This is a genomic window from Vogesella aquatica (assembly GCF_028548455.1).
Lineage (GTDB): Bacteria > Pseudomonadota > Gammaproteobacteria > Burkholderiales > Chromobacteriaceae > Vogesella > Vogesella aquatica.
Genome location: NZ_JAQQLF010000006.1, coordinates 153,174 through 177,324 on the forward strand (window position 1 = coordinate 153,174; position 24,151 = coordinate 177,324).

The following is a 24,151-nucleotide window of genomic DNA, read 5'->3' on the forward strand; positions in this document are numbered from 1 at the left end:
TTACTGACCAGTAAGTAGAGTCGCGGCATGAAGCCTGAAACCGACGCGCGTACCGATACGCGCAAGAAGATCCTGGACCTGGCCGAGGTGCTGATGCTCTCGCGCGGGTTCAATGCCTTTAGCTATCAACATATTAGCGGTGAGCTGGGGGTGCGCAATGCGGCCATTCACTACCACTTTCCCAAGAAAACCGACCTGGGCGTCGCGCTGATCGAGCGCTACCGTCGCCGTTTCGCCCGCTACGTGGCGGCGCAGGCCGAGCTGCCGCCACCATTGCAGCTGGAGCGCTACTTCACCCTGGCGGATACCTATTACGACAAACAGCAAATCTGCCCCAGCGGCATTCTGTCGGCCGAGCTGCATACGCTGCCGCCGGAAATGCGCCAGTGCACGGCCAGCTTTGTAGAAGAAATGCGCGCCTGGGCCGTGGATATCGTGCGCCGCGGCCAGCAAGAAGGCGCCATGCAGTACGCCGGCACGCCCGAAGGCATGGGTACCATCGTGTTCGCCGCCATGCAGGGCAGCCTGCAGCTGGCGCGGCTGGATGGTGGTGCGCTGGACGAAGTCAAGCAGCAGATCCGTCTGCTGTTGGGGATCTCCGCATCCTGACCTGGCAGGGGGGCTGCTTGCGGCCAACCTTGCCAATCAATCATAAGGCTGCCCAAGCAGCCAGACACGACACGAGAAGGGCAATCATGACAGCAGCAAAAAACAGTATGTGCCGCATGGTGGACAAAACCGCCAGCCTGCCGGCCGGTATGCGTTCCTGGGTCATTACCCGCATGTTCGGCAAGTTCGTCCCGTTTCTGGGTACGGCCGGCCTGGTATTCGAGGAGGTTGGCCGCGAACGCATGGTGGTGAGCGTGAAAAACCGCAAAAAAGTACAAAACCACATCAAAGGCCTGCACGCTGCCGCCATGGCGCTGCTGGCCGAAACGGCGTCGGGTTTTGTGGTGGGCATGAACGTGCCGGACGACAAACTGATGCTGCTCAAGTCGATGAAGGTGATCTATTACAAACGTGCCCAGGGCGATATGCGCGCCGTGGCCACGCTGAACGCCGAGCAGGTACAGCGCATGTTTGCGGAAGACAAAGGCGATGTGCTGGTGGACGTGGTAGTGACCGACGAGTCCGGCGAATCGCCCATCGTGTGCGAGATGGTATGGGCCTGGGTGCCCAAGAAGCGCAAGGAGGCCTGAGCATGAGCTACACCACCTTGCAGCTGACGCAACACGGTGCCGTGGCGCACATAGCGCTAAACCGCCCGGACAAGGCCAACTCGCTGAACGAAGCCATGTGGCAGGAGCTGCAGCAGGCCATGGAATGGTGCGACGCCGAGCCTGGCGTGCGCGCCGTGGTGCTGTCCGGCAATGGCAAGCATTTCTGTGCCGGCATAGACCTGTCCATGCTGATGAATATGCAAAAAGCCATCGAGGAAGACTGCGAGGCGCGCAAGCGCGACAAACTACGCCGCATCATTCTGGGCCTGCAAGCCAATGTCAGCAGCCTGGAGCTATGCCGCAAGCCGGTGATTGCCGCCATTCATGGCGCCTGTGTGGGCGGTGCGCTGGACATCGTGTTGGCCGCAGACATCCGCCTGGCGGCCGAGAACGCCGTGTTCAGCGTGCGCGAGGTGGATGTAGGCATGGTGGCCGATGTGGGCACGCTGCAGCGCCTGGGCCGCGTGGTGGGCGAGGGCAATGCCCGCGAAATGGCGCTCACCGCCCGCGACGTGAAAGCGGCCGACGCCGAGCGCATGCACCTGGTCAACCGCGTATTGCCGGATGCGGCTGCTGTACTGGCTGCCGCCATGGACATGGCCACGGCCATTGCCGCCAAATCGCCACTGGCGGTGCAGGGTACCAAGGAAGTATTGAACTACAGCCGCGACCACAGCGTGGCCGATGGCCTGAGCCATGTGGCCAACTGGAACGCTGCCATGCTGATGTCCGAGGATATCCAGCTGGCGGTGATGGCTGCTGTAACGGGCCAGCCGGCGGTGTATCGCGATTAAATGCACGCCTGAAGGTTGGCCGCATCACAGCAAAAGCCCTGTTGCCCCGCAGCAGGGCTTTTTGTTGCCGGCTTGGCGGCGCGGGCTGTGCTGGGCTAAAGTGGCAGCCTGATTCATTAGCGGGGTGCGCGCGTGCTGGCCATTTTGTCTATCAGCCTGGGGGCTGCGCTGGGGGCGGTGCTGCGCTGGCTGCTGTCTGTTTCCCTGAATGCGCTGTTTCCTGCCTTGCCACCGGGCACCTTGGCGGCCAACCTGGCCGGTGCCTACCTGATTGGCGTGGCGCTGGCCATTTTTGCGGCCAACCCGCAGCTGCCGCCGGAGTGGCGGCTGTTTGTGGTCACCGGTTTTCTGGGCGGGCTCACCACGTTTTCTACCTTTTCTGCCGAGTCGGTAACGCTGCTGCAGCAGGGGCGCTGGGTCTGGGCGCTGGCGCATATCGGCAGCCATCTGGCTGGCTCTTTGCTGATGACGGGGCTGGGGCTGGCCAGTGTGCAGCTGTTGCGCCACGCTGGCCGCTGAGCCTGCAGCGCTAGCCTGTCAAGCTGGCATGAAAGTATGCCGATAATGGCGGTGTGCGCCAGGCAGGAGCGGTGCCGGCAGGCTGCTGGGCCTGGTGCGGACTCGCCGCCAGCGTTTGCGTGTCTGGCGCAGGTGCCTTTTGTGAGGGGTTTGTTGCCGGGCGTCGCCCTTGGGGGGGGATGTGGCCGCTCATGGTGATGCCGCAGCACGCCGTGGCCAAGCCCGGCATGCCGGGTGGTGGCGGCCGATAGGAATGACATGAGTGCAGCACAGAAGAATCTGGATCGCCTGCAGTGGCTGTTTGTCAGCACGCTGATGCTGTTTGTGGTGTTTACCGCTACGTTTGCCTTGTATGTCTTTACCGAGTGGCGTCTTGATCAGGCCAACGAGCGGCGCTATCAATCCTATCTGCTCGCCGACGAGCTACGCCAGTCATCCGATGACCTTACCCGCATGGTGCGCAGCTATGTGGCCACTGGCAACCCGAAGTATCGTCAGTACTTTTCCGACATCATCGCCATCCGTGACGGCACGGCGCCGCGGCCTTTGCATTACAACCAGATCTACTGGGATCTGGTGTATCCGCGCCATGATCGCCCCAAGCCTGCGGGCGACACGGCCAGCCTGATTTTGCTGATGCAGGCTGCGCATTTTTCCAGCCAGGAGTTCGCCCGCCTGGCCAGCGCCAAGCAGCAGTCCGATAGTCTGGTCCGTATCGAGCTGGCCGCCATGGACATGGTGGCGCGTAGCGATGCGCTGCCGCCAAGCCAGGCCGCCCGGCTGCGGGCGCAGGCGCTACAGATGGTGAACGACGAAAACTATATGCAGCACAAGGCGCGCATCATGCGCCCCATCGACGAGTTTTATCAGCTTATCGAGCAGCGTACGCTATTCGAGGTGCAGCAAGCCGCCATGCAGGCCAGGCTGGTGCGCTTTGTATTCCTGCTGGTAACCGCCGGCTTGTGTGTGTTGTTGCTGCGCATGCGCAGCTATAGCCGCGACGTACTGGGCGGCAGCCTGCGCCAGCTGTACCGCTATATCGTACAGATCGGTGATGTACAGACCTTGCCCGCCCCGCAGGCCGAGGCCGACACCATTCTGGGCTGGCTGGCGCGCACTGATACCCGCTTGCGCGAGCTGGCGCAGCAGCAAGACCTGGTGCGCCAGCAGCTGGCGGGCCAGGCACATACCGATGCGCTGACCGGCCTGGCCAACCGCCGTGCGCTGATCGCCAGCCTGCAAGCCTGGCTGCAGCCGCCACCAGTGCAGCCGTGGGCGCTGGCTTACCTGGACCTGGACGGTTTCAAACCGGTGAACGACCACTATGGCCATGCCGCTGGCGATGCCTTGCTGCAGCGCATTGCCCGCCAGCTGCAGCAGTGGCCGGCCGCGCAATGCGCAGCACGCATGGGGGGCGACGAGTTTGTACTGCTGCTGGTGGGGGAGCACGATTACACCCGCGCCATGCAGCAGTTGGCCGCACAGCTGGGCGAGGTGCAGCAGCTCGATGGCCACGCCGTGCAGGTGTCGGTCAGTATCGGTCTGGCCTGCTTTGCGGCAGGCCCGTCGCCCGGTGTGGACGAGGTGCTGCGCCGGGCGGACAGCGCCATGTATCAGGCCAAGGCATCCGGCAAGCACGCTGTGTGCGTGTATCAGCCCGGCGACCCTGCCGGCTGACGGGCGGCCAAACCGTTTGCTGCTTTTTTTGTGGCGGCATGTTTGTGCCTGGCGTGATGAGTGCTGCAGGGGCCGACCGTGGTGCGTCAGCGGCAGGGCTGAGGGCGAAAGCCGGGTTGCCTGCCGGGTGGCTTTGTAGTTTTCTTACTTGAAACTTACATATTTATCGGCGGTTTGGCGGCGAAGTCGGCTGCATTTGTGTTGTGGTGCGACTTCAAGTGCATGATTTTTCGTGCTTATTCATTCTGGTGTGCTGGTGGCTGCCCGAAAAACGCTGAAAACAGTCGAGTACAACGCTACTTGAACTTAGACTGCGCGCCTTCGCCCATTACCACCGGAGCACATACATGCACGCGCATGGAGAGACACAACACGGCAAATCGCTAGCCGTACTCACCACCCTGTTTTTCATGTGGGGCCTGATTACCTCGCTGAACGACATCCTGATTCCGCACCTGAAAGGCGTGTTCTCGCTAAGCTACGTGCAGGCTGCGCTGATCCAGTTCAGTTTCTTTACCGCCTACTTTGTGGTGTCGCTGCCCGCTGGCCGCTTGGTGCACCTGCTGGGCTACCAGCGCGGTATCGTGGCCGGCCTTGGCATGGCCGGGGTGGGTTGCCTGCTGTTCTACCCGGCAGCGGCTACGTTGTCCTACCCGGCCTTTCTGGGGGCGCTGTTTGTGCTGGCCAGCGGCATTACCATTCTGCAGGTAGCGGCCAACCCTTACGTTACGCGCCTGGGGCCGGTGGCTACTGCTTCCAGCCGCCTTAACCTGACTCAGGCGTTCAACTCCTTGGGCACCACCGTGGCGCCACTGCTGGGTGCCATGCTGATTCTGGCCGGTACGCAGCACATTACCGGCGTGTCGGCGCAAGAAAAAGCCCTGGCCGAGGCGGCGTCGGTGCAAGGCCCTTACCTGATGCTGGCCGCTGCACTGTTTGCCATCGCCGCCGTTTTTGCCATGCTGCGTCTGCCTGCCATCCAGGATGAAGTGGCACAGGACGGCCAGCAGGCCGGTAGCGTATGGCAGCACCGCCACCTGGTATTGGGTGCCGTGGGTATCTTTGTGTACGTGGGTGCCGAGGTGGGTATTGGCAGTTTCCTGGTAAGCCTGATGGAACAGCCCGACGTAGGCGGCCTGAGCCAGGCCGATGCCGGCAAGCTGCTGTCGCTGTACTGGGGCTGCGCCATGGTTGGCCGCTTTGCCGGTAGTGCCGTGATGCGCCATATTGCGGCCAGCAAGGTACTGGCGTGCAATGCGCTGCTGTCGGTGCTGCTGATCGCCACGGCCATGCTGCTGGGTGGCAAAGTGGCCATGTGGAGCTTGCTGGCAGTCGGCCTGTGCAATTCCATCATGTTCCCCACGATTTTCTCGCTGGCACTGTCCGGCCTGGGCAAGCTGACCGGCGCCGGTTCCGGTGTGCTGTGCATGGCCATTGTGGGTGGTGCGGTACTGCCGCTGCTGCAGGCTACTGTGGCAGACAATATCAGCCTGCTGGCCTCGTTTGGCGTGCCCATGCTGTGTTACGTATTCATTTTGTACTACGGCCTGGCGGGCTATCGCCCGCGCGGATGATGCTGCCGGTCACGCCACCTTCGGGTGGCGTTTTTCATGCTGCGCGCCACGCGATACTTATGTGGCCGTAGCGCGTGTTGGCAACTGCGGCTACCGGGCTGCCCTTGTCTGCCCTGGCCTGTTGGGCATGCTGCCATGTCCTTGTCATCCGGCATTCGGGTACACTTGGCTGCATTGCCAGTGCGGCCAACCTTTTCCTGTAGAGACTGCCATGCCAGAGACCTTCCCCTTGTTGACCACGCACCGATTGCAACTGCGGCAAATCGGGCCGGACGACATACCGGCGCTGTTGCCAGTGTTTGCCGATGCCGATGCCATGCGCTGGTTCGGTACCGACCCGGTGCATAGCGAAGAGCAGATGGCGCAGATCGTGGCGCTGTGGCAAGGCTGGCGACAGCTGCCCAACCCGGGCACGCGTTGGGGCATTGCACTGCGCGAGGGTGGGCCACTGCTGGGCACCTGCGGGTTGTTTGCCTGGAATCGCGGCTGGCGGCGCGCCACGCTGGGTTACGAGCTGGGGCGCACCGCCTGGGGGCAGGGCTATATGCAAGAGGCCTTGCAGGCGGTGCTGGGCTGGGGCTTTCGCGAGATGGCGCTGCATCGTATCGATGCCTGCATCCACCCTGATAACTCGGCGTCGCTGAGGCTGGCGCGCAAGCTGGGTTTTGTGGAAGAGGGGCGGTTGCGTGATGCGGGCTTCTGGCTGGGCCAATATCACGATCTGTTGCAGTTTTCGCTGCTGCAGCCGGAATTCGTGCCAGTGCGCGCGCCAAGCTGAGTGTGCTGCTGGCGGCTATGGGTAAAGCAAAGCCCCTGCCGGGCTGGCAGGGGCTGGGGCGGCCAACCTGGGCCTGTCATGGCCCCGGCGTGGCCGGGGTGTGTTGACGCTGTAGGCGGGCGCTGCGCTGCAACGCCCTGCGTGTTCTGATGCAGGTCTGGCTGTCTGGTGCGTGCTGGCCGTGTCACGGCCTGCCTTGTTGGCCGGGTGGCAGGCAGGGTGGGCCTAGCCGACAAACTCGACCGGGGCGTAGTAGCTGCGGCCGGTACGCGTTAGTAGTACCTGGGGCTGGCCTTCGATGACGGCACGAAAGGCGCGCGGCAGGCGCTTCCAGTCACGGAACATCATTTTTACCGGGTCGTTATGCTTGTTCATGCTGCGCTCCTTGTTCAGTCCACTGCGTGAATCACATTGGTCACGACGCCCCATACGAAGAAACTGGCGTCTTCGGGTACTTCTATCGGTTTGAAATCCGGGTTTTCCGGCAACAGGCGGATGCGGCCTGCCGAGCGTTCCAGCCGTTTGACAGTGAGCTCGTCATTGATTACGGCTACCACCACTTTGCCGCTGCGTGGCTCCAGCGAGCGGTCTACTACCAGCAAGTCGCCATCGTGTATGCCCGCGTTGATCATGGAGTCGCCTTTGACGGTAACCAGAAAGGTAGACGCAGGCTTGCGTACCAGGTGCTGGTTCAGGTCGATATCGGCTTCTTTCAGGTCGTCTGCCGCTACGGGCGAGCCGGCTGGAACACGGCTGGCAAAGAGTGGCAGCGACATGTTTTTCAGGGCTTCACCCAGCAGGGCGATGTCACCGGCGCTGTTGCCGCGCAGGCTGCGCAAGCTACGGTATTCGTCCAGCCAGCCTTCCAGCACGGGCTTCAGTGGCTCCGGCACGCGCATGGCGACGGTTTTGTCACCGCCGAAGCGTGATTTACGGCCTGCGCCTTCGCGTTTTCCACCTTGTGTCATGTGTCTGATCTCCTTGTTTATGATTTTGTACGTATTCAAAAACAAAGGCAAGCCTCTTTGTTGTGGCAGGGGTGCAGGGTGTTGTTTTTATATCGGTTTATAGAAATGGAGTGAGTGGCTCCGGAGGGGTGGCAAGTGCTTGTTGTTGCGCTGGCGCACTGTTAGTCTGCCATTATCGATAGAAAGGAAATTATGGCCAGGCTACTTTTCTTTATGTTCTATCTGATGGTCGCCCAGTCGGCGGCTGCTGCAGGGATTGTGGCCTGTGGCGGCGACAGCGGTTGGCCGCCGTCGTCCTATTTCGGCCCGCCGCAGCATAACAACGCGCGCCCGGTGCTGGGCTACTCGCCGGATGTGCTGCATATGGTCTTGACTAGCAGTACGTTTCGCCCCGAGTTCGTGTTGCTGCCGTTTCGCCGCTGTCTGAGCCTGGCTGAGCAAGGGCGTCAGGTGCAGGTGGTGATGGGGGCGACCTTCTCGGCCGAGCGGGCCCGGCAGTTTCTGTTCAGCCGCCATTACCTGCATTTGCGGCCAGCCTTGTTCCTGTGGCCCGGGGCGGCGCCGGCCTTGCCCTTGTGTGGCCTGGTCGGCTTCAATTACGCCCCTTTTGGCGTGAAGCCGGACGAAGTGGATGAGGGTTCGTCCAGTTATTTGCTGGTGATGAAAAAAATGCAGGCTGGCCGCTGTCGTGGCTTTGCCGAGTATGCAGAAGTAGGGCGTGGCCTGCAGCTGCTGGGCTTGCTGGGTGAGGATGGCGGGCGTTTGCAGGCCAGGCTGTTGCCCGGTCTGGTGCCGGTGCCGCTGCATTTCATGGTGTCACGAGCCTATCCGGATGCTGCGGTGCTGTTGCGGCAGATTGACCGGCAGCTGGAGCAGATGGATCGTAACGGGCAGCTTGATGCCTTGCTGGCACGGCATCAAGCGGTAGCGCAGTAAGCGCAGGTGTCAGAAACGCCCTGCCGGCGAATGCTTGGCAGGGCGTTGTCGTTTCAGGCCCGGGTGGGGCCGGGTTTGCGTGCCACGATCTGCAGTACGGCGGCCATGCCGGTGTGCAGGCTGCCCTCGATGACTTCGCGCTGTACTTCGGCAAGGTGCAGTAGCTCCAGCCCGGCCAGCTCCTGGCGCAGGGCATCTGGCTCCAGCAGTAGCTCGGGGTCTTTCGGGCCGCCGGTGCCAAAACCCAGCTGGCGCGGGGTGTAGCCTTCCAGGATGAACAGTCCGCCAGGCGCCAGGCCGGCTACGCAGCCTGCCAGTACTTGCCGGCGCAGGCCGGGCGGCAGGTGGCAGAAGATGGACACGATGGCGTCCCAGCTACCTGGTGCGATGGGGTAGTCGGCCAGGTCGGCCAGCGTGGCGGTCATGTCCAGATTGTGTTGTGCAGCGCGCTGCAGCAGCTTGATCAGGCCGGTATGGGCGGCGTCTACGGCGGTCAACTTGTGCCCCAGCGCGGCCAGGTACACGGCATTACGCCCTTCGCCTTCGCCCAGGCTCAGTACCCGGCTGCCTGCGGCCAACCTGGGTGCCTGTTCTTTCAGGAAGTCATTGGGTGCGTTGCCGTAGGCGTATTGCTCGCCGGCAAAGCGGGGATTCCAGAACAGGGCGGCCTGGCTCATGGCTTACTCGTCTTCGTCGGCGGCTTCAGCGGCGGCCATGTCGGCGCGCAGCTGGGCAAAAAAAGCGTAGATGCTGGCTACCGAGTCGGAAATGCTGGCCAGCCAGGCTTCGCGTTGCTCTGCGCTGGCGCCATGCAGGAAGGGGCGCATTTCCGGGTCAGGGTGATGCTCGAACGCCAGCGCCATGATGGGTGCCAGCGCTGGTGCGGCGTCTTCGTCATCAAACAGCAGGCCCCAGTCCTGGTGCATCAGCTGCATGCCTTCGCTAAAACCTTCGGCCCACACATTGCCGTGTACCTGGCCGTGCTCGTCCTCGTCCAGCCAGGGCTGGAAGGCCTGGCCGCGTTGCAGGGTGTGGGCAATGTCCAGCCAGTGGCCGGATAGCAGGCGCACAAACTGTTCCATGGCCTTGGGGGTATTGAACGCGTCGTCGTCGTCAAAGGCGGCACCCATGATGGCCGGCAGGCAGTCCACCGGCTTGATCTGCTCCGGGCCACACAGCAGGGCGGCAAAAAAACCGTCCAGCTTTTCCAGGCTCATGGCGCCTTGCGCGGCGAAGCGGGCCAGGGTGTCGGACAGGCGCTGGTAGTCTTGGTCGGTCAGGGCGGCAGATTTCATGGGTGGCGTAGGCCTGTTGCATGGGAAGGCTGCATTATCCGGTAAAATGCCGGCGCTGCGGCTATTTGTCGCCCGAATCCTGCTACTTTTTATGACTATGTCCACAGCCTACTCCCCCGTTCCGCCACGCCAGGGCGTGGCCGCCAGCTGCCTGGTGCTGCCACAGGGCCACTGGCCCGACTTGCTGAGCTTCTTGCGCCAGCGCTTTGCCCATGTGGCCGATGCCTGGGCGCACAGGTTGGCCGCAGGCCAGGTGTGGAACGACGCCGGCGAGCCGCTCGCGCCTGCGGCGCCTTACCGGCCGGGCCTGCGTATCTGGTACTTTCGCGAAGTGGCGCATGAAATGCCGGTGCCGTTCGATATCGCCATCCTGTACCGTGACGAGCGCCTGCTGGTAGTGGACAAGCCGCACTTTCTGGCCTGCGTGCCCGGCGGGCGGCACGTGCGCGAAACCGTGCTGACCCGCCTGCGCAGCCAGCCTGGCCTGGAGCAGGTTTCCCCCATCCACCGGCTGGATCGTGAAACGGCCGGCGTGATGGTGTTCTGTGTCGATGCCGCCAGCCGGGGGGCCTACCAGCGCTTGTTCGAGCAGCGCAGCGTGCAAAAAGAATACGAAGCCATTGCCCCGTGGCGGCCAGACCTGTCGCTGCCACGGCTGCACCGCAGCCGCCTGGCCGAAGTGCCTGGCGAGTTTGTCATGCAGGAGGTGGCGGGCGAGCCCAATAGCGAAACCCTTATCAGCCTGCTGGCTCAGCGCGGCAGCTGGGCGCGCTACCGCCTGCAGCCGGCCACCGGCAAGAAGCACCAGCTGCGTGCACATCTGGCGGCGCTGGGCATCGGTATCGCCCACGACCCGTGGTACCCGGTATTCCGCCACGACAAGGCTGCGGATGACTTTAGCCAGCCCTTGGCGCTGCTGGCGCGCAGCATCGCCTTTACCGACCCGATAGATGGCAGCCAGCGCCATTTTGTCAGCCAGCGCGAGCTGGCCTGGCCGGCGGTGCCAGCATGATTGGCGCCTTGTTGCTGGCAGGGGGCGAAGGCCGCCGCATGGGTGGCGTGGACAAAGGCATGCAGTTGTTATGCGGCCAACCTTTATACCGGCACGTGCTGCAGGTGCTGCAGCCGCAGGTGGCCTGGCTGGCCATCAGCGCCAACCGCCACCTGGGCGAGTACGCCGCCGGCGGCTACGCGGTATGGCCGGACGCGGCCCCCTGGCAGGGCATGGGGCCACTGGCGGCGCTAGCTACTGCGGCAGCCAGCTTGCCTGCCCATGTGGCACTGCTGCAAACGGCCCCGTGCGATACGCCGTTATTGCCTCCCGATCTGGTATCCCGCCTGCAGGCGGCGCTGGGCGACGCTGATGTGGCGATGCCGGTAACGGCACAAGGCCCGCAGCCGGCGTGCCTGTTGCTACGCGTGACGGCGCTGGCCGGCTTGCCAGCCTATCTGGCGGCAGGGGGGCGCAGCATACGCGGCTGGCTGGCGGGTTTGCGGGTGGTCGAGGTGGCGTTTGACGAGGCAGGGTTTGCCAATGCCAATGACGCAGCGGCGCTGGCGCGACTTGAGGCGCGAATAGGCGCGGCAGGCTAGGGTTGGCCGCATGGCCGGGGTGTCGGTGTTGTGCGGCGAGCGGGCAAAAAAATGGCCGGCATATAGCCGGCACAATGCTCGTATCAAGGGTGCCCATTCGGCTTGCCACGCTACCGGTCTGGCCGGGCGGGGCAGGAAATTCAGGGCATTGCGCTTGTGAGCCACAACACAACACAGAGAGTGATTGCAGTATAGGGATGTGCCACTCATTCGTGAAATGAATCATTTTTATAATTTTCATTCCATTTTGGAATTTCTTTGCTTTGCCATGCCGCGGTGAGCCATGGCTGGCCGCGAGCCCGTCTTGACCGCATGGCCAGCGGGCCGGCACCCAGGTAGTTGGCCGGTAAGTCATGCGGGCTGCATCGCGCGCCGGGTGGGAGGGTCGTGCTGGCGTGCAGGGCGTGGTGGATGCGCTGCGCTATGGCGACAGCGGCTTAAGGGCGCTTGTGCCGGCTAGGGCAGGCCTGGTGCCGGTGTGCGGTAGCGGCGCGCTGACGTGTTGCCCTAGCCGCCGGTCATCGACATGAAGCGCACCACGCGCTGTGGCTGCGCGATGAACTCGTGCTTTTCCGGCTTCAGCTCGATGGCGCTGCGGATGGCGGCTTCCAGCTCGGCGTCGCTACAGCCATCGCGCAGCAGCGGGCGCAGCTCACAGCGCTCTTCCTGCCCCAGACACATGTATAGCGTGCCGTCTACCGACAGCCGCACACGGTTGCAGGTAGCGCAAAAATGCTGCGACATCGGGGTAATCAGGCCAAGGGTAAAGCCGCCATCGGCGCTTTCCCAGTAGCGGGCCGGGCCGCCGCCCAGGGTTTTGCACGTTGGCCGCAGGTCAAAGCGCTGTTGCAGCTGCGCCAGCGTGTGCTGCAGGTTAAGCCCCTGCGTATGCTGCCCGGTGCTGCCCATGGGCATGGCCTCGATCAGGCGCAGGATCAGGCCGTTTTCGATACAGAATGCCACCATGGGTTCGATATCGGCGTCGTTGACGCCGGCGATGGGTACCATATTGATCTTGATGCGCTCAAAACCCGCCTCGCGCGCGGCGCGCAGGCCGTCCAGCACCTTGGGCAGGCTATGGCTGCCGGTGATGTCGTGTACGCAGTCTTCGCGCAGCGAGTCCAGGCTCACGTTCAGCCGGCGTACCCCGGCGTGGTGCAGGGCGTGGGCGTGTTCGGCCAGCTGGGTGGCGTTGGTGGATAGCGACAGGTCTTCGACACCTGGCAGGGCAGACAGGCTGGCAGCCAGGGCGGGCAGGTTGCGGCGCAGCAGCGGTTCGCCACCTGTGAGGCGAAAGCGGCGGGTGCCGAGCCGGGCAAAGGCTGCCACCACGCGCTCGATTTCGTTGAAGCTTAGCCAGTTGGCCGGCTCCTCAAAACCCTTGAAACCCTTGGGAATACAGTAGCTGCAGCGCAGGTCGCAGCGGTCGGTAACCGACAGGCGAAGGTAATCGATGGTGCGGCCGAAGCGGTCTGACAACATGGGGCATTCCCGTGGGTGAGTGCTGGGTAAGGCCATGTCTAAGCAAATGGCCTGCCAGCTGTGGCTGCAGGTGGCAAGGTTGGCCGCAGCCACGGCTGGTGCGGTGCCTGCCTGCTTTGGTCGGTGCAGGCTGCCGATATCTTACGCCGACAGTGCGACTTTCTGTCCCTGGCGCTAGTGACTGCGACATTTTGTCTGTGCGGTGGTGCCCCAGGCAATAAAAGAAAAAGCCTGCTCGTGGCAGGCTTGGTTTGGTCGGGAGCAGGCGCTGTTACAGCTTGATCAGCGTAGACTTGAGCTCGGTGTACTTTTCCAGCGCGTGCAGCGATTTATCGCGGCCATTGCCGGACTGCTTGAAGCCGCCGAACGGGAAGTTCATGTCACCGCCCTCGTCGTAGCAGTTCACCCATACGGTGCCGGCGCGCAGGCGGCGCGATACCTGGTGCGCGGTGCTGACATTGCTGGTCCACACCGCGGCCGCCAGGCCGTATTCGGTATCGTTGGCAATGCGGATGGCTTCTTCCACGTCGCTGAAGGTGATGATGGACAGTACCGGGCCAAAGATTTCCTCGCGGCAGATGGTCATGTCCGGGCGCGGGCACACAAAGGCGGTAGGCTCGATAAACAGGCCTTCGTCAGTGCGGGTGGCGTTACCGCCGCAGACCAGCTCGCAGTCTTCCTCGCGCGCCTTGGCGATGTAGCCCAGCACCTTGTCGTACTGGACGCGGTCCACAATGGCACCCATGCTGGTGGCCGGGTCCAGCGGGTCGGCCGGCTGGTAGGCAGCAGCGGCTTTCTTGAACTCGGCCAGGAAGGCGTCCTTGATGTCTTTGTGCAACAGCAGGCGCGAGCCGGCGGTACACATTTCGCCCATATTGTAGAAGATGGCACCGGCAGCGGTGCGCGCGGCACGGCCGATGTCCGGGCAGTCTGCCAGTACGATATTGGGCGATTTGCCGCCCAGCTCCAGCCAGGAGCGCTTGAGGTTGGACTGCGCGGCAGCGGTGGCAATCAGTTTGCCCACACCGGTGGAGCCGGTAAAGGCAATGCAGTCGATGTCCATATGCTGTGCCAGCGCCTGGCCCACGTCGCCCGCGCCAGGCAATACCTGGAATACGCCGTCCGGCATGCCGGCCTCTTTGGCCAGTGCGGCCAACTTGATGGCGGTAAGCGGCGACTTTTCCGATGGTTTCAGGATCACGGCGTTACCGGCAGCCAGTGCCGGGCCGAATTTCCAGCTGGCCATCAGGATGGGGAAGTTCCACGGCACCACAGCGGCTACCACACCAATGGCCTCGCGCGATACCAGGCCCACCAGTTTGGGGTCTACCGGGGCCACTTCGCCGCCGATCTTGTCGATCGCTTCGGCAAACCATTCCACGCAATACGCGGCACCGGGCACATCCACGGTGGTGGTGTCGCCGATGGGTTTGCCGGCGTCCAGCGTTTCCAGCAGGGCCAGTTCGTCGCCATGCTGGCGGATCAGTGCGGCAAAGCGCTTCAGAATGCGGCCGCGAGCCAGCGGTGCCAGCCCGGACCAGTTGCCACTTTCAAATACGCGCCGTGCAGCGGCGACAGCTTGCGCCACTTCGGCGGTGCCAGCCCAGCTGATGGTGGCGAGTTTGTCGCCGGTTGCCGGGTTGATACAGTCGAATGTGCGCCCGTCCGCAGCGGTGACGTACTGGCCATCCACGAAGGCGCGGCCCTCGATGGTGATCTGGCCGGAAAGGGCTTTCCATTCTGCATGGGTGCGAGCCATGGTGTTTCTCCTCTGTAGTATCGGGTTCGCCCCGCTTGGGAGGCGATTTAGAACGTTGGCGGGGAGCTTGCGCTCACAATTTCACAGGTGTCGTTGCCAACGTTGCGAAAACGGTGTGGCTGCTTGCTGTCGAAATAGTAGGCATCGCCCGGGCCCAGTACGCGTACGTCGCTGCCCACGGTGATTTCTACCTCCCCCTTCAATATCACGCCGCCTTCCTGGCCTTCGTGTACCAGCATGTCGGGGCCGGTGTCGGCGCCTGGCTGGTATACCTCGCGCAGGATGGCAATGTCGCGCCGCTCGTGCGCTGTACCTACTAGCAGCAACTGGATTTGATCATTACCCAGGTTGGGTAATTCGTCGCTGGTGTAAAATACATGCGCTTGTTGCGGCTCGGTGTCGAAGGTGAAGAAGTCCGACAAGGTCATTGGCATGCCTTCCAGTACCTTGCGCAGCGAGCTGATGGAAGGGCTGACACGGTTTTGTTCGATCAGCGAGATCGTGCCGTTTGTCACCCCAGCCCGTTTGGCCAGTTCGCGCTGGGAAAGCCCCATGCGTTCGCGAACCATCCTGAGTCGTGCACCAACATCCATATGTTCCTGTCCAATCCAAATGTTAATAATTTTAGACGTTCGATGATAAGGATTTTGACCACTTTTTACTGCACTGCTGCGCTGCAAAATCGAAATTTCTTTGCAAGGTGTGCAAGTTATAGTCAAAATCAGTGTGTGACTGCAAGCTTGTTGTAGATTTTTTTAAACAATTGCTGCTAATTATTCACGACACCACCAAAGGAGTCAGCTATGTTAATCGGCGTTCCGAAGGAGATCAAAAATCATGAGTACCGCGTGGGCCTTACGCCCTCCGGTGTGCGTGAGTTGGTGGCCGCCGGCCACAAGGTGATTGTGCAAAGTCAGGCTGGCCTGGCAATCGGTTTTACCGATGAGCACTACCTGCAGGCCGGGGCCGGCATTGCCGCCCGTGCCGACGAGGTGTTTGCCCAGGCAGAAATGATCATCAAGGTAAAAGAGCCACAGCCGGTGGAGTGTCGCATGTTACGCCCCGGGCAGCTGCTGTTTACCTATTTGCACCTGGCACCGGACCCGGAGCAAACGCGCCTGCTGCTGGAATCGGGCGCGGTGGCCATCGCCTACGAAACGGTCACCGACGAGCGTGGCGGCCTGCCGCTGCTGGCGCCGATGTCCGAGGTAGCAGGGCGCATGGCGATTCAGGCCGGCGCGCATGCACTGGAAAAAGCGCAAGGCGGCCGTGGCGTGCTGCTGGGCGGTGTGCCCGGTGTGGCACCGGCCCGGGTGGTGGTGATCGGCGGCGGGGTGGTGGGCTTGAATGCGGCGCGCATGGCGATGGGGCTGGGGGCGGATGTCACCATTCTGGATAAATCGCTGGCGCGCTTGAAAGAGATAGACATGGTATTTGGCGGGCGTATCAAAACGCTGATGTCCAATGCGGCCAACATCGAAGACAGTATCCGCGAGGCGGACGTGATAGTCGGCGCGGTGCTGATACCGGGTGCCGCGGCGCCCAAGCTGGTGAGTCGTGCCATGCTCAAGCACCTGAAGCCGGGTGCGGTACTGGTGGATGTAGCCATTGACCAGGGCGGCTGCTTTGAAACCAGCCGTGCCACCACGCACCAGGACCCCACCTATATTGTGGATGGCATCGTGCACTACTGCGTGGCCAATATGCCGGGCGGTGTTGCAAGAACCGCCACCATGGCGCTGACCAACGCCACCTTGCCGTATGCGCTGGAACTGGCGGGCAAGGGCTGGGTACAGGCGGTGACGGATAACGAACACCTGCGTCACGGCCTGAATGTCTGCCGTGGCAAGGTAACCCACGCTGCGGTGGCGCAGGCCCTGGGCTACGACTATGTCGAGCCACTGGCCGCTGCCCGGGCAGCGTACTGACAAACGAGGAAATCATGTTGCAACCCATTATCGGGATACCGTGCGACGTCAAGCAGATCGGCTTGTTTCCGTTTCACGCGGTAGGTGAGAAGTACATCACCGCCGCCGTGGGCGGGGCCGGTGGCGTGGCCATCCTTATCCCTTCGCTGGGCGATGCCAGCCAGCTGCGCGCCATTGTCGACCTGGTGGACGGCATTCTGCTGCCGGGTTCGCCATCCAATGTGGAGCCGCACCACTATCAGGGCGAGCCCAGCCGTGAGGGTACGCTGCACGACAAGGCGCGCGACGCCACCACGCTGCCGTTGATCGACATGCTGGTAAAAGAAGGCGTGCCACTGTTGGGTATCTGCCGCGGCTTCCAGGAGATCAATGTGGTGATGGGCGGCGAGCTGCACCAGCACGTGCAGGAAGTGCCGGGGCTGCACGACCACCGCGAGCCGGATACGCAAGACCTGGACCACATGTACGGCCCGGCGCACCCGGTAAGCTTGGCCGCAGGCAGCTGGCTGCAGGGCTGGCTGGGCTGTGACAGCGTGCAGGTGAACTCCATTCACCAGCAAGGCATCAAGCGCCTGGCCGATGGCCTGGTGGCCGAGGCGCTGGCCGAAGACGGCCTGGTAGAAGCGTATCGCTTTGACAAGGCCCCCGGTTTTGCCTACGCCGTACAGTGGCACCCGGAATGGAAATACTGGGACAACAAGGCTTCACAAGCGATTTTCAAGGCTTTCGGCGACGCTTGCCGAGAGCGCCGTATGCGTCGAAACCAATAGACGTGTACTCGGCAAACCCTTCCGGCATAGACCGGAAAATAGAGGAAATGCATCATGAGTCACCAAATGTTTGAATGGCTGCGCGAGCACCGTATTACCGAGATGGAGTGCATTGTGCCGGATATGACCGGCGTGGCACGCGGCAAGATCGTTCCGAAAGACAAGTTCGTTTCCGAGTCGGAAATGCGCTTGCCGGAGGCGGTACTGATCCAGACCGTTACCGGCGACTACCCCGACGACAGCATGCTGGACCTGACCGACCCGGACATGGTACTGCTGCCCGACCCCAACACCCTGCGCTACGTGCCATGGGCCACCGACCCTACCGCCCAGCTGATTTACGACGCCTTCCGCGCCGATGGCCAGCCGGTAGAAGTGGCACCGCGTAACGTACTGCGCCGCGTACTGAAGATGTACGAAGACAAGGGCTGGGCACCGGTGGTGGCGCCGGAGATGGAGTTCTACCTGCTGTCGCCCAACCCGGACCCGGACATCCCGCTGGCACCACCTATCGGCCGTACCGGCCGCGCCGAATTCGGCCGCCGCTCCTACGCCATCGATGCGGTAAACGAGTTCGACCCGCTGTTTGAAGACATTTATGACTATTGCCACGCCCAGAACCTGGAAGTGGACACGCTGATTCACGAAATCGGCACCGCGCAGATGGAAATCAACTTCCTGCACGGTAATGCGCTGGACCTGTGCGACCAGGTATTCCTGTTCAAGCGTACAGTGCGCGAAGCCGCCTTCCGCCATAATATGTATGCCACATTCATGGCCAAGCCGATGGAAGGCGAGCCGGGCAGCGCGATGCACATCCACCAGAGCGTGGCCAGCATCGAAACCGGCAAGAACATTTTCAGCAACCCGGACGGCAGCACCTCCGATGACTTCCTGCACTTCATCGGCGGTTTGCAGCACTACCTGCCGGAATGCATGCCGTTCTTCGCGCCGTACGTCAACAGCTACCGCCGTCTGTCGCGCTACACCGCTGCGCCGACCAACGTGGAGTGGGGCTACGACAACCGCACCGTGGGCCTGCGCGTACCGCACTCGTCCCCGGCTGCGCGCCGCGTGGAAAACCGCGTACCGGGCGTGGACGTGAACCCGTACATTGCCATGGCGGCCACCCTGGCCTGCGGTTACCTGGGCATGGTGAACAAGATCAAGCCGCGCGACCCGCTGTCCAGCGATGCTTACGAGCTGCCGTTCCAGTTCCCGCACGGCACCGAAGAAGCGCTGGTGCGCCTGAAAAACTGCAGTGACATCGCCGAGATTCTTGGCCCGCGCTTCGTGAAAATGTATGTGGGTATGAAGGAGAAGGAATTCTCCGAGTACTTCCGCGTGATCAGCCCGTGGGAACGCAAATTCCTGCTGCTGCACGTGTAACACCATAACGACAACAACGCATGCTACCGCCTGCGGCCAACCTTGGTGCCGCAGGCGGTGTTTACCGGAGAGTAGAAATGACGCAGCAACGTAACACCGCAGCCTGGCGCGAGATGGATGCCGCTCACCACCTGCACCCCTTTACCGACACCGCTTCGCTGAACGAGCAGGGCGTGCGCATGATTACCCGTGCGGACGGCATTTACCTGTGGGATAGCGAAGGCAACAAGATCATGGACGGCATGGCCGGCCTGTGGTGCGTGAACATCGGCTACGGCCGCAAGGACCTGTCCGACGTGGCCAAGCGCCAGATGGACGAGCTGGCTTATTACAATACTTTCTTCAAGACCTCCCACCCGGCGGTGGTAGAGCTGTCGCACCTGCTGGCCGAAGTTGCCCCGCAGGGTTTCGACCACGTGTTCTACACCAACTCCGGCTCCGAGTCGGTAGATACCATGATCCGCATGGTGCGCCGCTACTGGGACGTGAAGGGCAAGCCAGAGAAGAAAACCCTGATCGGCCGCTGGAACGGCTACCACGGCTCCACCATCGGTGGCGCCAGCCTGGGTGGCATGAGCTATATGCACGAGCAGGGCGATCTGCCGATTCCCGGCATCGTGCACGTTGAACAGCCGTGGTACTACAAACACGGCAAGGACATGACCCCGGAAGAGTTCGGCGTAGCTGCCGCGCGCTGGATCGAGGAAAAAATCCTGGAAGTCGGCGCTGACAAGATTGCGGCCTTTGTGGGCGAGCCTATCCAGGGCGCCGGCGGCGTGATTGTGCCGCCGTCTACCTACTGGCCGGAAGTACAGCGCATCTGCCGCCAGTACGACATCCTGCTGGTGGCCGACGAAGTCATCTGCGGCTTTGGCCGCACCGGCGAATGGTTCGGCCAGACGCATTTCGGCTTCCAGCCGGACATCTTCACTACCGCCAAAGGCCTGTCGTCCGGCTATCTGCCTATCGGTGCCGTGTTCGTGAACGACGAAGTGGCCAGCACCCTGGCTGCCGGTGGCGATTTCAACCACGGCTTTACCTATAGCGGCCACCCGGTTGCCGCCGCCGTGGCGCACGCCAACGTGAAAGCCCTGCGCGACGAAGGCATCGTACAGCGCGTGAAAGAAGACATCGGCCCGTACATGCAACAGCGCTGGCGCGAAACCTTCAGCCAGTTCGAACACGTGGACGACATCCGCGGCGTAGGCCTGATCCAGGCGTTTACCCTGGTGAAAAACAAAGCCACGCGCGAGCTGTTCGACAACTGGGGCGAGATCGGCCTGATGTGCCGTGACATCTTCTTTGCCAATAACCTGATCATGCGTGCCTGCGGCGACCATATTGTGTCGGCACCGCCGCTGGTGATCAGCAAGGCCGAGGTAGACCAGATGATCGATACGGCCGCGCGTTGCATGGCCGAGTTCGAGCGCCAGCTGAAGGCAAAAGGCCTGGCCTGAGCCGCCCGCGGCTAGCAAAAAACCCGCTGCGGCGGGTTTTTTGCCGTTTGGTCGCGCCGCGCATGCCGAGTGGCAGTGGCAAGGCAGCACAGCAGCTGCAAGTCATGTAGTAAGATAAGGGTTGGCCGCACGCAGTAAGTGGCGGCAGTGTTTAACCATACCGACGGGCATGCCGGCCAGCGCCGCGCCCGCCGTTTACCCGCGATAACAAGGGCTGCAAGCATGGCTGACGAATCACAACGCCCCATAGTCGTCAAAAAGATCAAGAAAGGTGGCCACGGCCACCACGGCGGGGCGTGGAAAATTGCCTACGCCGACTTTGTTACCGCCATGATGGCGTTCTTCCTGCTGATGTGGCTGCTGGGCTCTACCTCGCAGGGCACGCTTAGCGGCATCTCCGACTATTTCAAATCGCCCCTGAAAACCGCCTTGCAAGGTGGTGAAGGAGCGGGCGCCTCTACATCGGTGATCAAGGGGGGCGGTACCGACCTGACCAAATCTGCCGGCCTGGTCAAAAAGGGTAACCCGGACCCGGCCAAGGCCGAAGAAGAAGCACAAAAGCTGAACAAGCTGCAAAAGCGCCTGCAGAGCAAGCTGGAAGACAGCATGGCCAAGAGCGAGGCGCTGAAACAGTTCAAAAACCAGGTGAAGATGGAAATGACGCCCGATGGTTTGCGCATCATGATCATCGACGAACAGAATCGCCCCATGTTCCAGTCGGGTGGCTTTGCTCCCTTGGGACATACCCGCGAGATCCTGCAGTCCATCGGCCGCGAGCTGAACGATATCGACAGCCGCATCAGTATTTCCGGCCATACCGATGCCAACCGTTTTTCCGGCAGTGACGCCGGCTATACCAACTGGGAGCTGTCTGCCGACCGTGCCAATGCGGCGCGGCGCGAGATGATTGCCGGTGGCATGCTGGATGAAAAGGTACTGCGCGTGGTGGGCCTGGGCCCGGCAGATCCGCTGAACAAGCAGAACGTATTCAGCCCGGAAAACCGCCGTATCGCCATTGTGATCCTGAACAAGGACGCCGAGTCGCGTATCCGTGGCGACGGTCTGATTTCCAGCGATGCCGACCTGAGCAAGGCCACGGTCAGCAGCCCGCAAGAGGCGGCTGCTGCGGTAGCGCCGGCAGGCGGGCACTGATGCTGGCAGCGCTGCTGCGTGCCCTGCTGATCCAGCTGAGCGCCGCGCTCTTGGTGTTTTACTTTGTGGCACCGCTGGCGCAGCCCGTGCTGTGGTGTGGGTTGCAGGCGGTGCTGGCCTTGCTGCTGGCCAGCCTGCTGCGCCAGCGTGGCATGGCGCGCTGGCTGCATGCCGTGGCAGGCCCGCTGGTGTTGGCCGCATTGTGGCTGGCGCTGCCTCCCTGGGTGTATCTGCTGGCGTTTGTGCTGACTTATGCCGTGTCACGCAATGCCATCACCGAGCGTGTGCCGCTGTACCTGTCGTCGCGCGAAAGTACCGAGGTGCTGGCGGCCTGGCTGCCGCAAGGCGCCCGTGTCCTGGACCTGGGCAGTGGCGATGGCCGCGTGGTATTGCGCCTGGCGCAGCTGCGCCCGGATGTGCAGGTGGCGGGTGTCGAGAATGCCATGCTGCCTTGGTTATGGAGCTACTGCCGCTTTGTGCTGTCCGGCCGGCCGGCCAATGCTCGGCTGTACTACGGTAACTTCTGGCAGCAAGACTGGGCGCAGTACGACGTGATTCACGCCTTTCTTTCCCCGGCGCCGATGGAAAAAGTGTGGCAGTATTTTTTAAATAAATGCCACACAAATAGCTGGCTGATTAGTAATACATTCACTATCAATACTGAAGAGCCTGCCCAGCGCTTGCCGCTGGGGGGGATTTTGCAAAAAGAACTCTTGATCTGGCGGCACCCGCATGGAACTAGCTAACTGGTTGTCTTCCCTGGCTGAAAACCGCTGGCCTATCCTGCCTGGCACCGCAGTCAAGGTGCGCCAGATGATGAGTCAGCACCCTGACCAGATCGCGTTTTCCGATCTGTCCAACCTTACCTTGTCCGACCCTTTCCTGCTGCTGGACCTGCTGCGGGTAGTGGGTGCGTCCAAAGCCCTGCAACGCAGCGAGGCCACCCCTACGGTGGAGCAGATGCTGATGATGCTGGGGCTGGAGGCCGTCAACACCCGCTACCGCAACATCCCGATACTGGAAGTGAGCCGTGGCAAGCTGGACGAAGACGTGCTGGACGCGCTGGGTGACTGGCTGGGGCGCAGCCGTATTGCTGCCTTTACCATCAAGGGCTGGCTGGCCATGCTGGACGACTACAAGGTAGAAGACTGCTTCCTGGCGGCGCTGGTGTACAACCTGCCGGCCTGCCTGTACCTGATTTACCGCAACCGGGTGCCGCACGGCCCGCTGCTGCAGGAAGTGTCCGACGTTTTCAAAACCGAGTACCCCAAGCTGCTGGAGCATTTCATCCAGAAAATGCCGCTGCCAAGCGGCCTGCTGGCCAACCTGGGTACCGGCCCGGGCAACCGCCGCAAGCAGCTGCTCAAGCTGGCCATTGCCACCGCCAACGGCGTGGACCAGGGCTGGTGGCGCTCGCAGTGGAATGTGGGTATCGAGGCGGCGGCCAAGCTGATAGGCTGCAGCCCGGAAGAGGCGCACAAGGTGGTGCAGCAGGCCATTTTGCAGATTGCACGCAACCCGCGTGCTACCGGCTACACCTACAGCGCCCGCGCCTATATGTATCTGGAAGGCCCGTTCCCCAGCCTGGTCAAGCAAAACCCGGTCTCCACGCTCAGTGGTGCCGAGCAGCTGGATGTGGCGCTGCGCGAGTCTATCCGCCACTTTGCCAACGACCTCAAGCTGGAGCGCATTTTTTTCCTGCGCTACGACCAGCCCACCCACACTTTGCGCTTGCGCTACCAGGTAGGGCTGGACGACCACGACCCGATACGCAAGCTGGCGGTATCGCTGGAGCCGGGCAGCTTCTTCAACCTGCTGGCCAGCAAGCCGCAAAGCTTCCATGCGCCCGCCGCCACACGGGCGCAGCTGGCGCGCAAGTACGAAGACCCGTTCTTTGGCCACCTGGGCGACAGCGCCTTTGCCTGCATGTCGGTGTTTACCGGCCATACACTGGCGGGCGTATTCTTTGTCGATAATTTCCGCAGCAATAAACCCATAGACGACGACACCTACCAGCGCTTCAAGGAAACCGTGGCGCGGGTGTCGCAGATAGCCTTGTAAAGCATGACATTCCAGAAAACCCTTACCTCGGCGGCCAACGATGAACTCAAACATCTGGGCCGCCTGCTTACTAATGCGCGCGAGCGCCGCAAGCACGGCCAGCTGGTGCTGGAAGGCCTGCACCTGCTGCAATCTGCCATCGACGCAGGCTTGGGCATTGACGCTGTCTACGTAAACGAAAGCGCGCAGCACCACGGCGAGCTGCTGCCCTTGCTGGCCAGGCTGGACCGCCGCCTGGCGGTGCTGGTGGCCACGCCGGTACTGGCCAAAGTCACCGCGCTGGCCACCCCGGCCGAGGTGCTCACCGTGTGCCGCCGCCCGGCAGCGCACGCCACCGCCAGCGGCGCGCCGTGCGTGATGCTGGACGATGTGCAGGACCCGGGTAACCTCGGCACCATCCTGCGCTGTGCGGCTGCGGCCAACGTGCGCGATGTGTATCTGTCCAAAGGCTGCGTGGATGTGTACTCGCCCAAGGTGTTACGCGCCGGCATGGGCGCGCACTTTGCCCTGAATATCCACGAAGCGGCCGACCTGCCAGCTGCACTGGCCGCCTGGCCGGGCCGCAAGCTGGTCACCCATCTGGAGGGCAGCGTATCGCTGTATGGCCAGGATCTGGCCGGTGATGTGGCTTTTGTGTTCGGTAACGAGGGGGCTGGTGTCAGCGCCGACGTGCTGGCGGCGGCCGACCTGCGTGTGCGCATCCCCATGCCTGGCCACGCCGAGTCACTGAATGTGGCCATGGCGGCGACCGTGTGCCTGTTCGAGCGCGTGCGCCAGCTGGAGACAGGCGCTTAAGGCT

Annotated in this window: 25 protein-coding genes; 18 read left to right on the forward strand and 7 right to left on the reverse strand. The window is 62.4% G+C overall.

Annotation, left to right across the window (positions count from 1 at the left end; translation table 11 throughout):
• The first annotated feature begins 27 nt into the window (after nt 1–27).
• The 7 genes from PQU95_RS05935 (at nt 28) to PQU95_RS05965 (ending at nt 6,562) form a co-directional block, all read left to right on the forward strand.
• The gene (locus PQU95_RS05935) at nt 28–609 is read left to right on the forward strand and encodes a TetR/AcrR family transcriptional regulator (RefSeq protein ID WP_272751147.1); all 582 of its coding nucleotides are present in this window, start codon (nt 28–30) and stop codon (nt 607–609) included.
• Between the two features lie 86 nt (nt 610–695).
• Nucleotides 696–1,199, forward strand: coding sequence for a DUF4442 domain-containing protein (locus PQU95_RS05940; protein WP_272751148.1), 504 nt, complete (start codon nt 696–698; stop codon nt 1,197–1,199).
• A gap of 2 nt (nt 1,200–1,201) precedes the next feature.
• Complete coding sequence (locus tag PQU95_RS05945) at nt 1,202–2,014, forward strand: crotonase/enoyl-CoA hydratase family protein (protein WP_272751149.1); 813 nt, start codon at nt 1,202–1,204, stop codon at nt 2,012–2,014.
• Between the two features lie 132 nt (nt 2,015–2,146).
• Complete coding sequence (crcB, locus tag PQU95_RS05950) at nt 2,147–2,533, forward strand: fluoride efflux transporter CrcB (RefSeq protein WP_272751150.1); 387 nt, start codon at nt 2,147–2,149, stop codon at nt 2,531–2,533.
• Nucleotides 2,534–2,791: 258 nt separating this feature from the next.
• Nucleotides 2,792–4,210: a GGDEF domain-containing protein gene (locus PQU95_RS05955; RefSeq protein ID WP_272751151.1), complete on the forward strand. Its 1,419-nt coding sequence runs from the start codon at nt 2,792–2,794 to the stop codon at nt 4,208–4,210.
• Nucleotides 4,211–4,557: 347 nt separating this feature from the next.
• The gene (locus tag PQU95_RS05960; RefSeq protein WP_272751152.1) at nt 4,558–5,784 is read left to right on the forward strand and encodes a sugar MFS transporter; all 1,227 of its coding nucleotides are present in this window, start codon (nt 4,558–4,560) and stop codon (nt 5,782–5,784) included.
• A 211-nt stretch (nt 5,785–5,995) separates the two neighbouring features.
• Nucleotides 5,996–6,562 (forward strand): GNAT family N-acetyltransferase, encoded by a 567-nt coding sequence (locus PQU95_RS05965; protein ID WP_272751153.1) that lies wholly within the window; start codon nt 5,996–5,998, stop codon nt 6,560–6,562.
• A gap of 225 nt (nt 6,563–6,787) precedes the next feature.
• Here the strand turns inward: PQU95_RS05965 and PQU95_RS05970 are convergent, their stop codons facing one another.
• On the reverse strand, nt 6,788–6,937 hold the full coding sequence (locus PQU95_RS05970) for a hypothetical protein (RefSeq protein ID WP_017508317.1): 150 nt from the start codon (nt 6,935–6,937) through the stop codon (nt 6,788–6,790).
• Between the two features lie 14 nt (nt 6,938–6,951).
• Nucleotides 6,952–7,530, reverse strand: a complete 579-nt coding sequence (locus tag PQU95_RS05975) for a LexA family protein (RefSeq protein WP_017508318.1) — start codon at nt 7,528–7,530, stop codon at nt 6,952–6,954.
• Nucleotides 7,531–7,722: 192 nt separating this feature from the next.
• Between PQU95_RS05975 and PQU95_RS05980 the strand changes: the two genes are divergently transcribed.
• The gene (locus tag PQU95_RS05980) at nt 7,723–8,466 is read left to right on the forward strand and encodes a substrate-binding periplasmic protein (protein WP_272751154.1); all 744 of its coding nucleotides are present in this window, start codon (nt 7,723–7,725) and stop codon (nt 8,464–8,466) included.
• Nucleotides 8,467–8,519: 53 nt separating this feature from the next.
• On the opposite strand, the gene PQU95_RS05985 is transcribed toward PQU95_RS05980, so the two are convergent.
• Both PQU95_RS05985 and PQU95_RS05990 read right to left on the reverse strand, forming a co-directional pair.
• Entirely contained in the window at nt 8,520–9,143 is a 624-nt protein-coding gene (locus tag PQU95_RS05985) for an SAM-dependent methyltransferase (RefSeq protein WP_272751155.1), read from the reverse strand.
• A gap of 3 nt (nt 9,144–9,146) precedes the next feature.
• On the reverse strand, nt 9,147–9,761 hold the full coding sequence (locus tag PQU95_RS05990) for a UPF0149 family protein (protein WP_272751156.1): 615 nt from the start codon (nt 9,759–9,761) through the stop codon (nt 9,147–9,149).
• Between the two features lie 91 nt (nt 9,762–9,852).
• On the opposite strand from PQU95_RS05990, the gene PQU95_RS05995 reads away from it, so the two are divergent.
• Complete coding sequence (locus PQU95_RS05995; protein ID WP_272751157.1) at nt 9,853–10,773, forward strand: pseudouridine synthase; 921 nt, start codon at nt 9,853–9,855, stop codon at nt 10,771–10,773.
• Nucleotides 10,770–11,354: a molybdenum cofactor guanylyltransferase MobA gene (gene mobA / locus PQU95_RS06000; protein ID WP_272751158.1), complete on the forward strand. Its 585-nt coding sequence runs from the start codon at nt 10,770–10,772 to the stop codon at nt 11,352–11,354. The genes PQU95_RS05995 and mobA overlap by 4 nt, the downstream gene beginning before the upstream one ends.
• 507 nt (nt 11,355–11,861) lie before the next feature.
• Here the strand turns inward: mobA and moaA are convergent.
• From moaA to PQU95_RS06015, 3 genes are all read right to left on the reverse strand, one after another.
• Complete coding sequence (gene moaA / locus PQU95_RS06005; protein ID WP_272751159.1) at nt 11,862–12,836, reverse strand: GTP 3',8-cyclase MoaA; 975 nt, start codon at nt 12,834–12,836, stop codon at nt 11,862–11,864.
• 271 nt (nt 12,837–13,107) lie between these two features.
• On the reverse strand, nt 13,108–14,595 hold the full coding sequence (locus PQU95_RS06010) for an aldehyde dehydrogenase (protein ID WP_272751160.1): 1,488 nt from the start codon (nt 14,593–14,595) through the stop codon (nt 13,108–13,110).
• A gap of 47 nt (nt 14,596–14,642) precedes the next feature.
• Nucleotides 14,643–15,188 carry a cupin domain-containing protein gene (locus PQU95_RS06015; RefSeq protein ID WP_272751161.1) on the reverse strand — a complete coding sequence of 182 codons (546 nt, stop codon included), beginning with the start codon at nt 15,186–15,188 and terminating at the stop codon, nt 14,643–14,645.
• Nucleotides 15,189–15,398: 210 nt separating this feature from the next.
• Between PQU95_RS06015 and ald the strand changes: the two genes are divergently transcribed.
• The 8 genes from ald to PQU95_RS06055 all read left to right on the forward strand — a co-directional run bounded on the left by ald (nt 15,399) and on the right by PQU95_RS06055 (nt 24,147).
• A complete protein-coding gene (gene ald, locus PQU95_RS06020) occupies nt 15,399–16,523 on the forward strand; it encodes an alanine dehydrogenase (protein ID WP_272751162.1) in 1,125 nt (374 codons plus the stop codon).
• A 14-nt stretch (nt 16,524–16,537) separates the two neighbouring features.
• Nucleotides 16,538–17,293: a gamma-glutamyl-gamma-aminobutyrate hydrolase family protein gene (locus PQU95_RS06025; protein ID WP_272751163.1), complete on the forward strand. Its 756-nt coding sequence runs from the start codon at nt 16,538–16,540 to the stop codon at nt 17,291–17,293.
• A 54-nt stretch (nt 17,294–17,347) separates the two neighbouring features.
• Nucleotides 17,348–18,682: a glutamine synthetase family protein gene (locus PQU95_RS06030; RefSeq protein ID WP_272751164.1), complete on the forward strand. Its 1,335-nt coding sequence runs from the start codon at nt 17,348–17,350 to the stop codon at nt 18,680–18,682.
• Between the two features lie 77 nt (nt 18,683–18,759).
• Entirely contained in the window at nt 18,760–20,139 is a 1,380-nt protein-coding gene (locus PQU95_RS06035; protein ID WP_272751165.1) for an aspartate aminotransferase family protein, read from the forward strand.
• Between the two features lie 222 nt (nt 20,140–20,361).
• The gene (gene motB, locus PQU95_RS06040) at nt 20,362–21,291 is read left to right on the forward strand and encodes a flagellar motor protein MotB (protein ID WP_272751166.1); all 930 of its coding nucleotides are present in this window, start codon (nt 20,362–20,364) and stop codon (nt 21,289–21,291) included.
• Nucleotides 21,291–22,037: a class I SAM-dependent methyltransferase gene (locus PQU95_RS06045; RefSeq protein WP_272751167.1), complete on the forward strand. Its 747-nt coding sequence runs from the start codon at nt 21,291–21,293 to the stop codon at nt 22,035–22,037. The genes motB and PQU95_RS06045 overlap by 1 nt, the downstream gene beginning before the upstream one ends.
• Entirely contained in the window at nt 22,024–23,352 is a 1,329-nt protein-coding gene (locus tag PQU95_RS06050) for a histidine kinase (RefSeq protein ID WP_272751168.1), read from the forward strand. The genes PQU95_RS06045 and PQU95_RS06050 overlap by 14 nt, the downstream gene beginning before the upstream one ends.
• A gap of 3 nt (nt 23,353–23,355) precedes the next feature.
• A complete protein-coding gene (locus PQU95_RS06055; protein ID WP_272751169.1) occupies nt 23,356–24,147 on the forward strand; it encodes a TrmH family RNA methyltransferase in 792 nt (263 codons plus the stop codon).
• Nucleotides 24,148–24,151 lie beyond the last annotated feature (4 nt).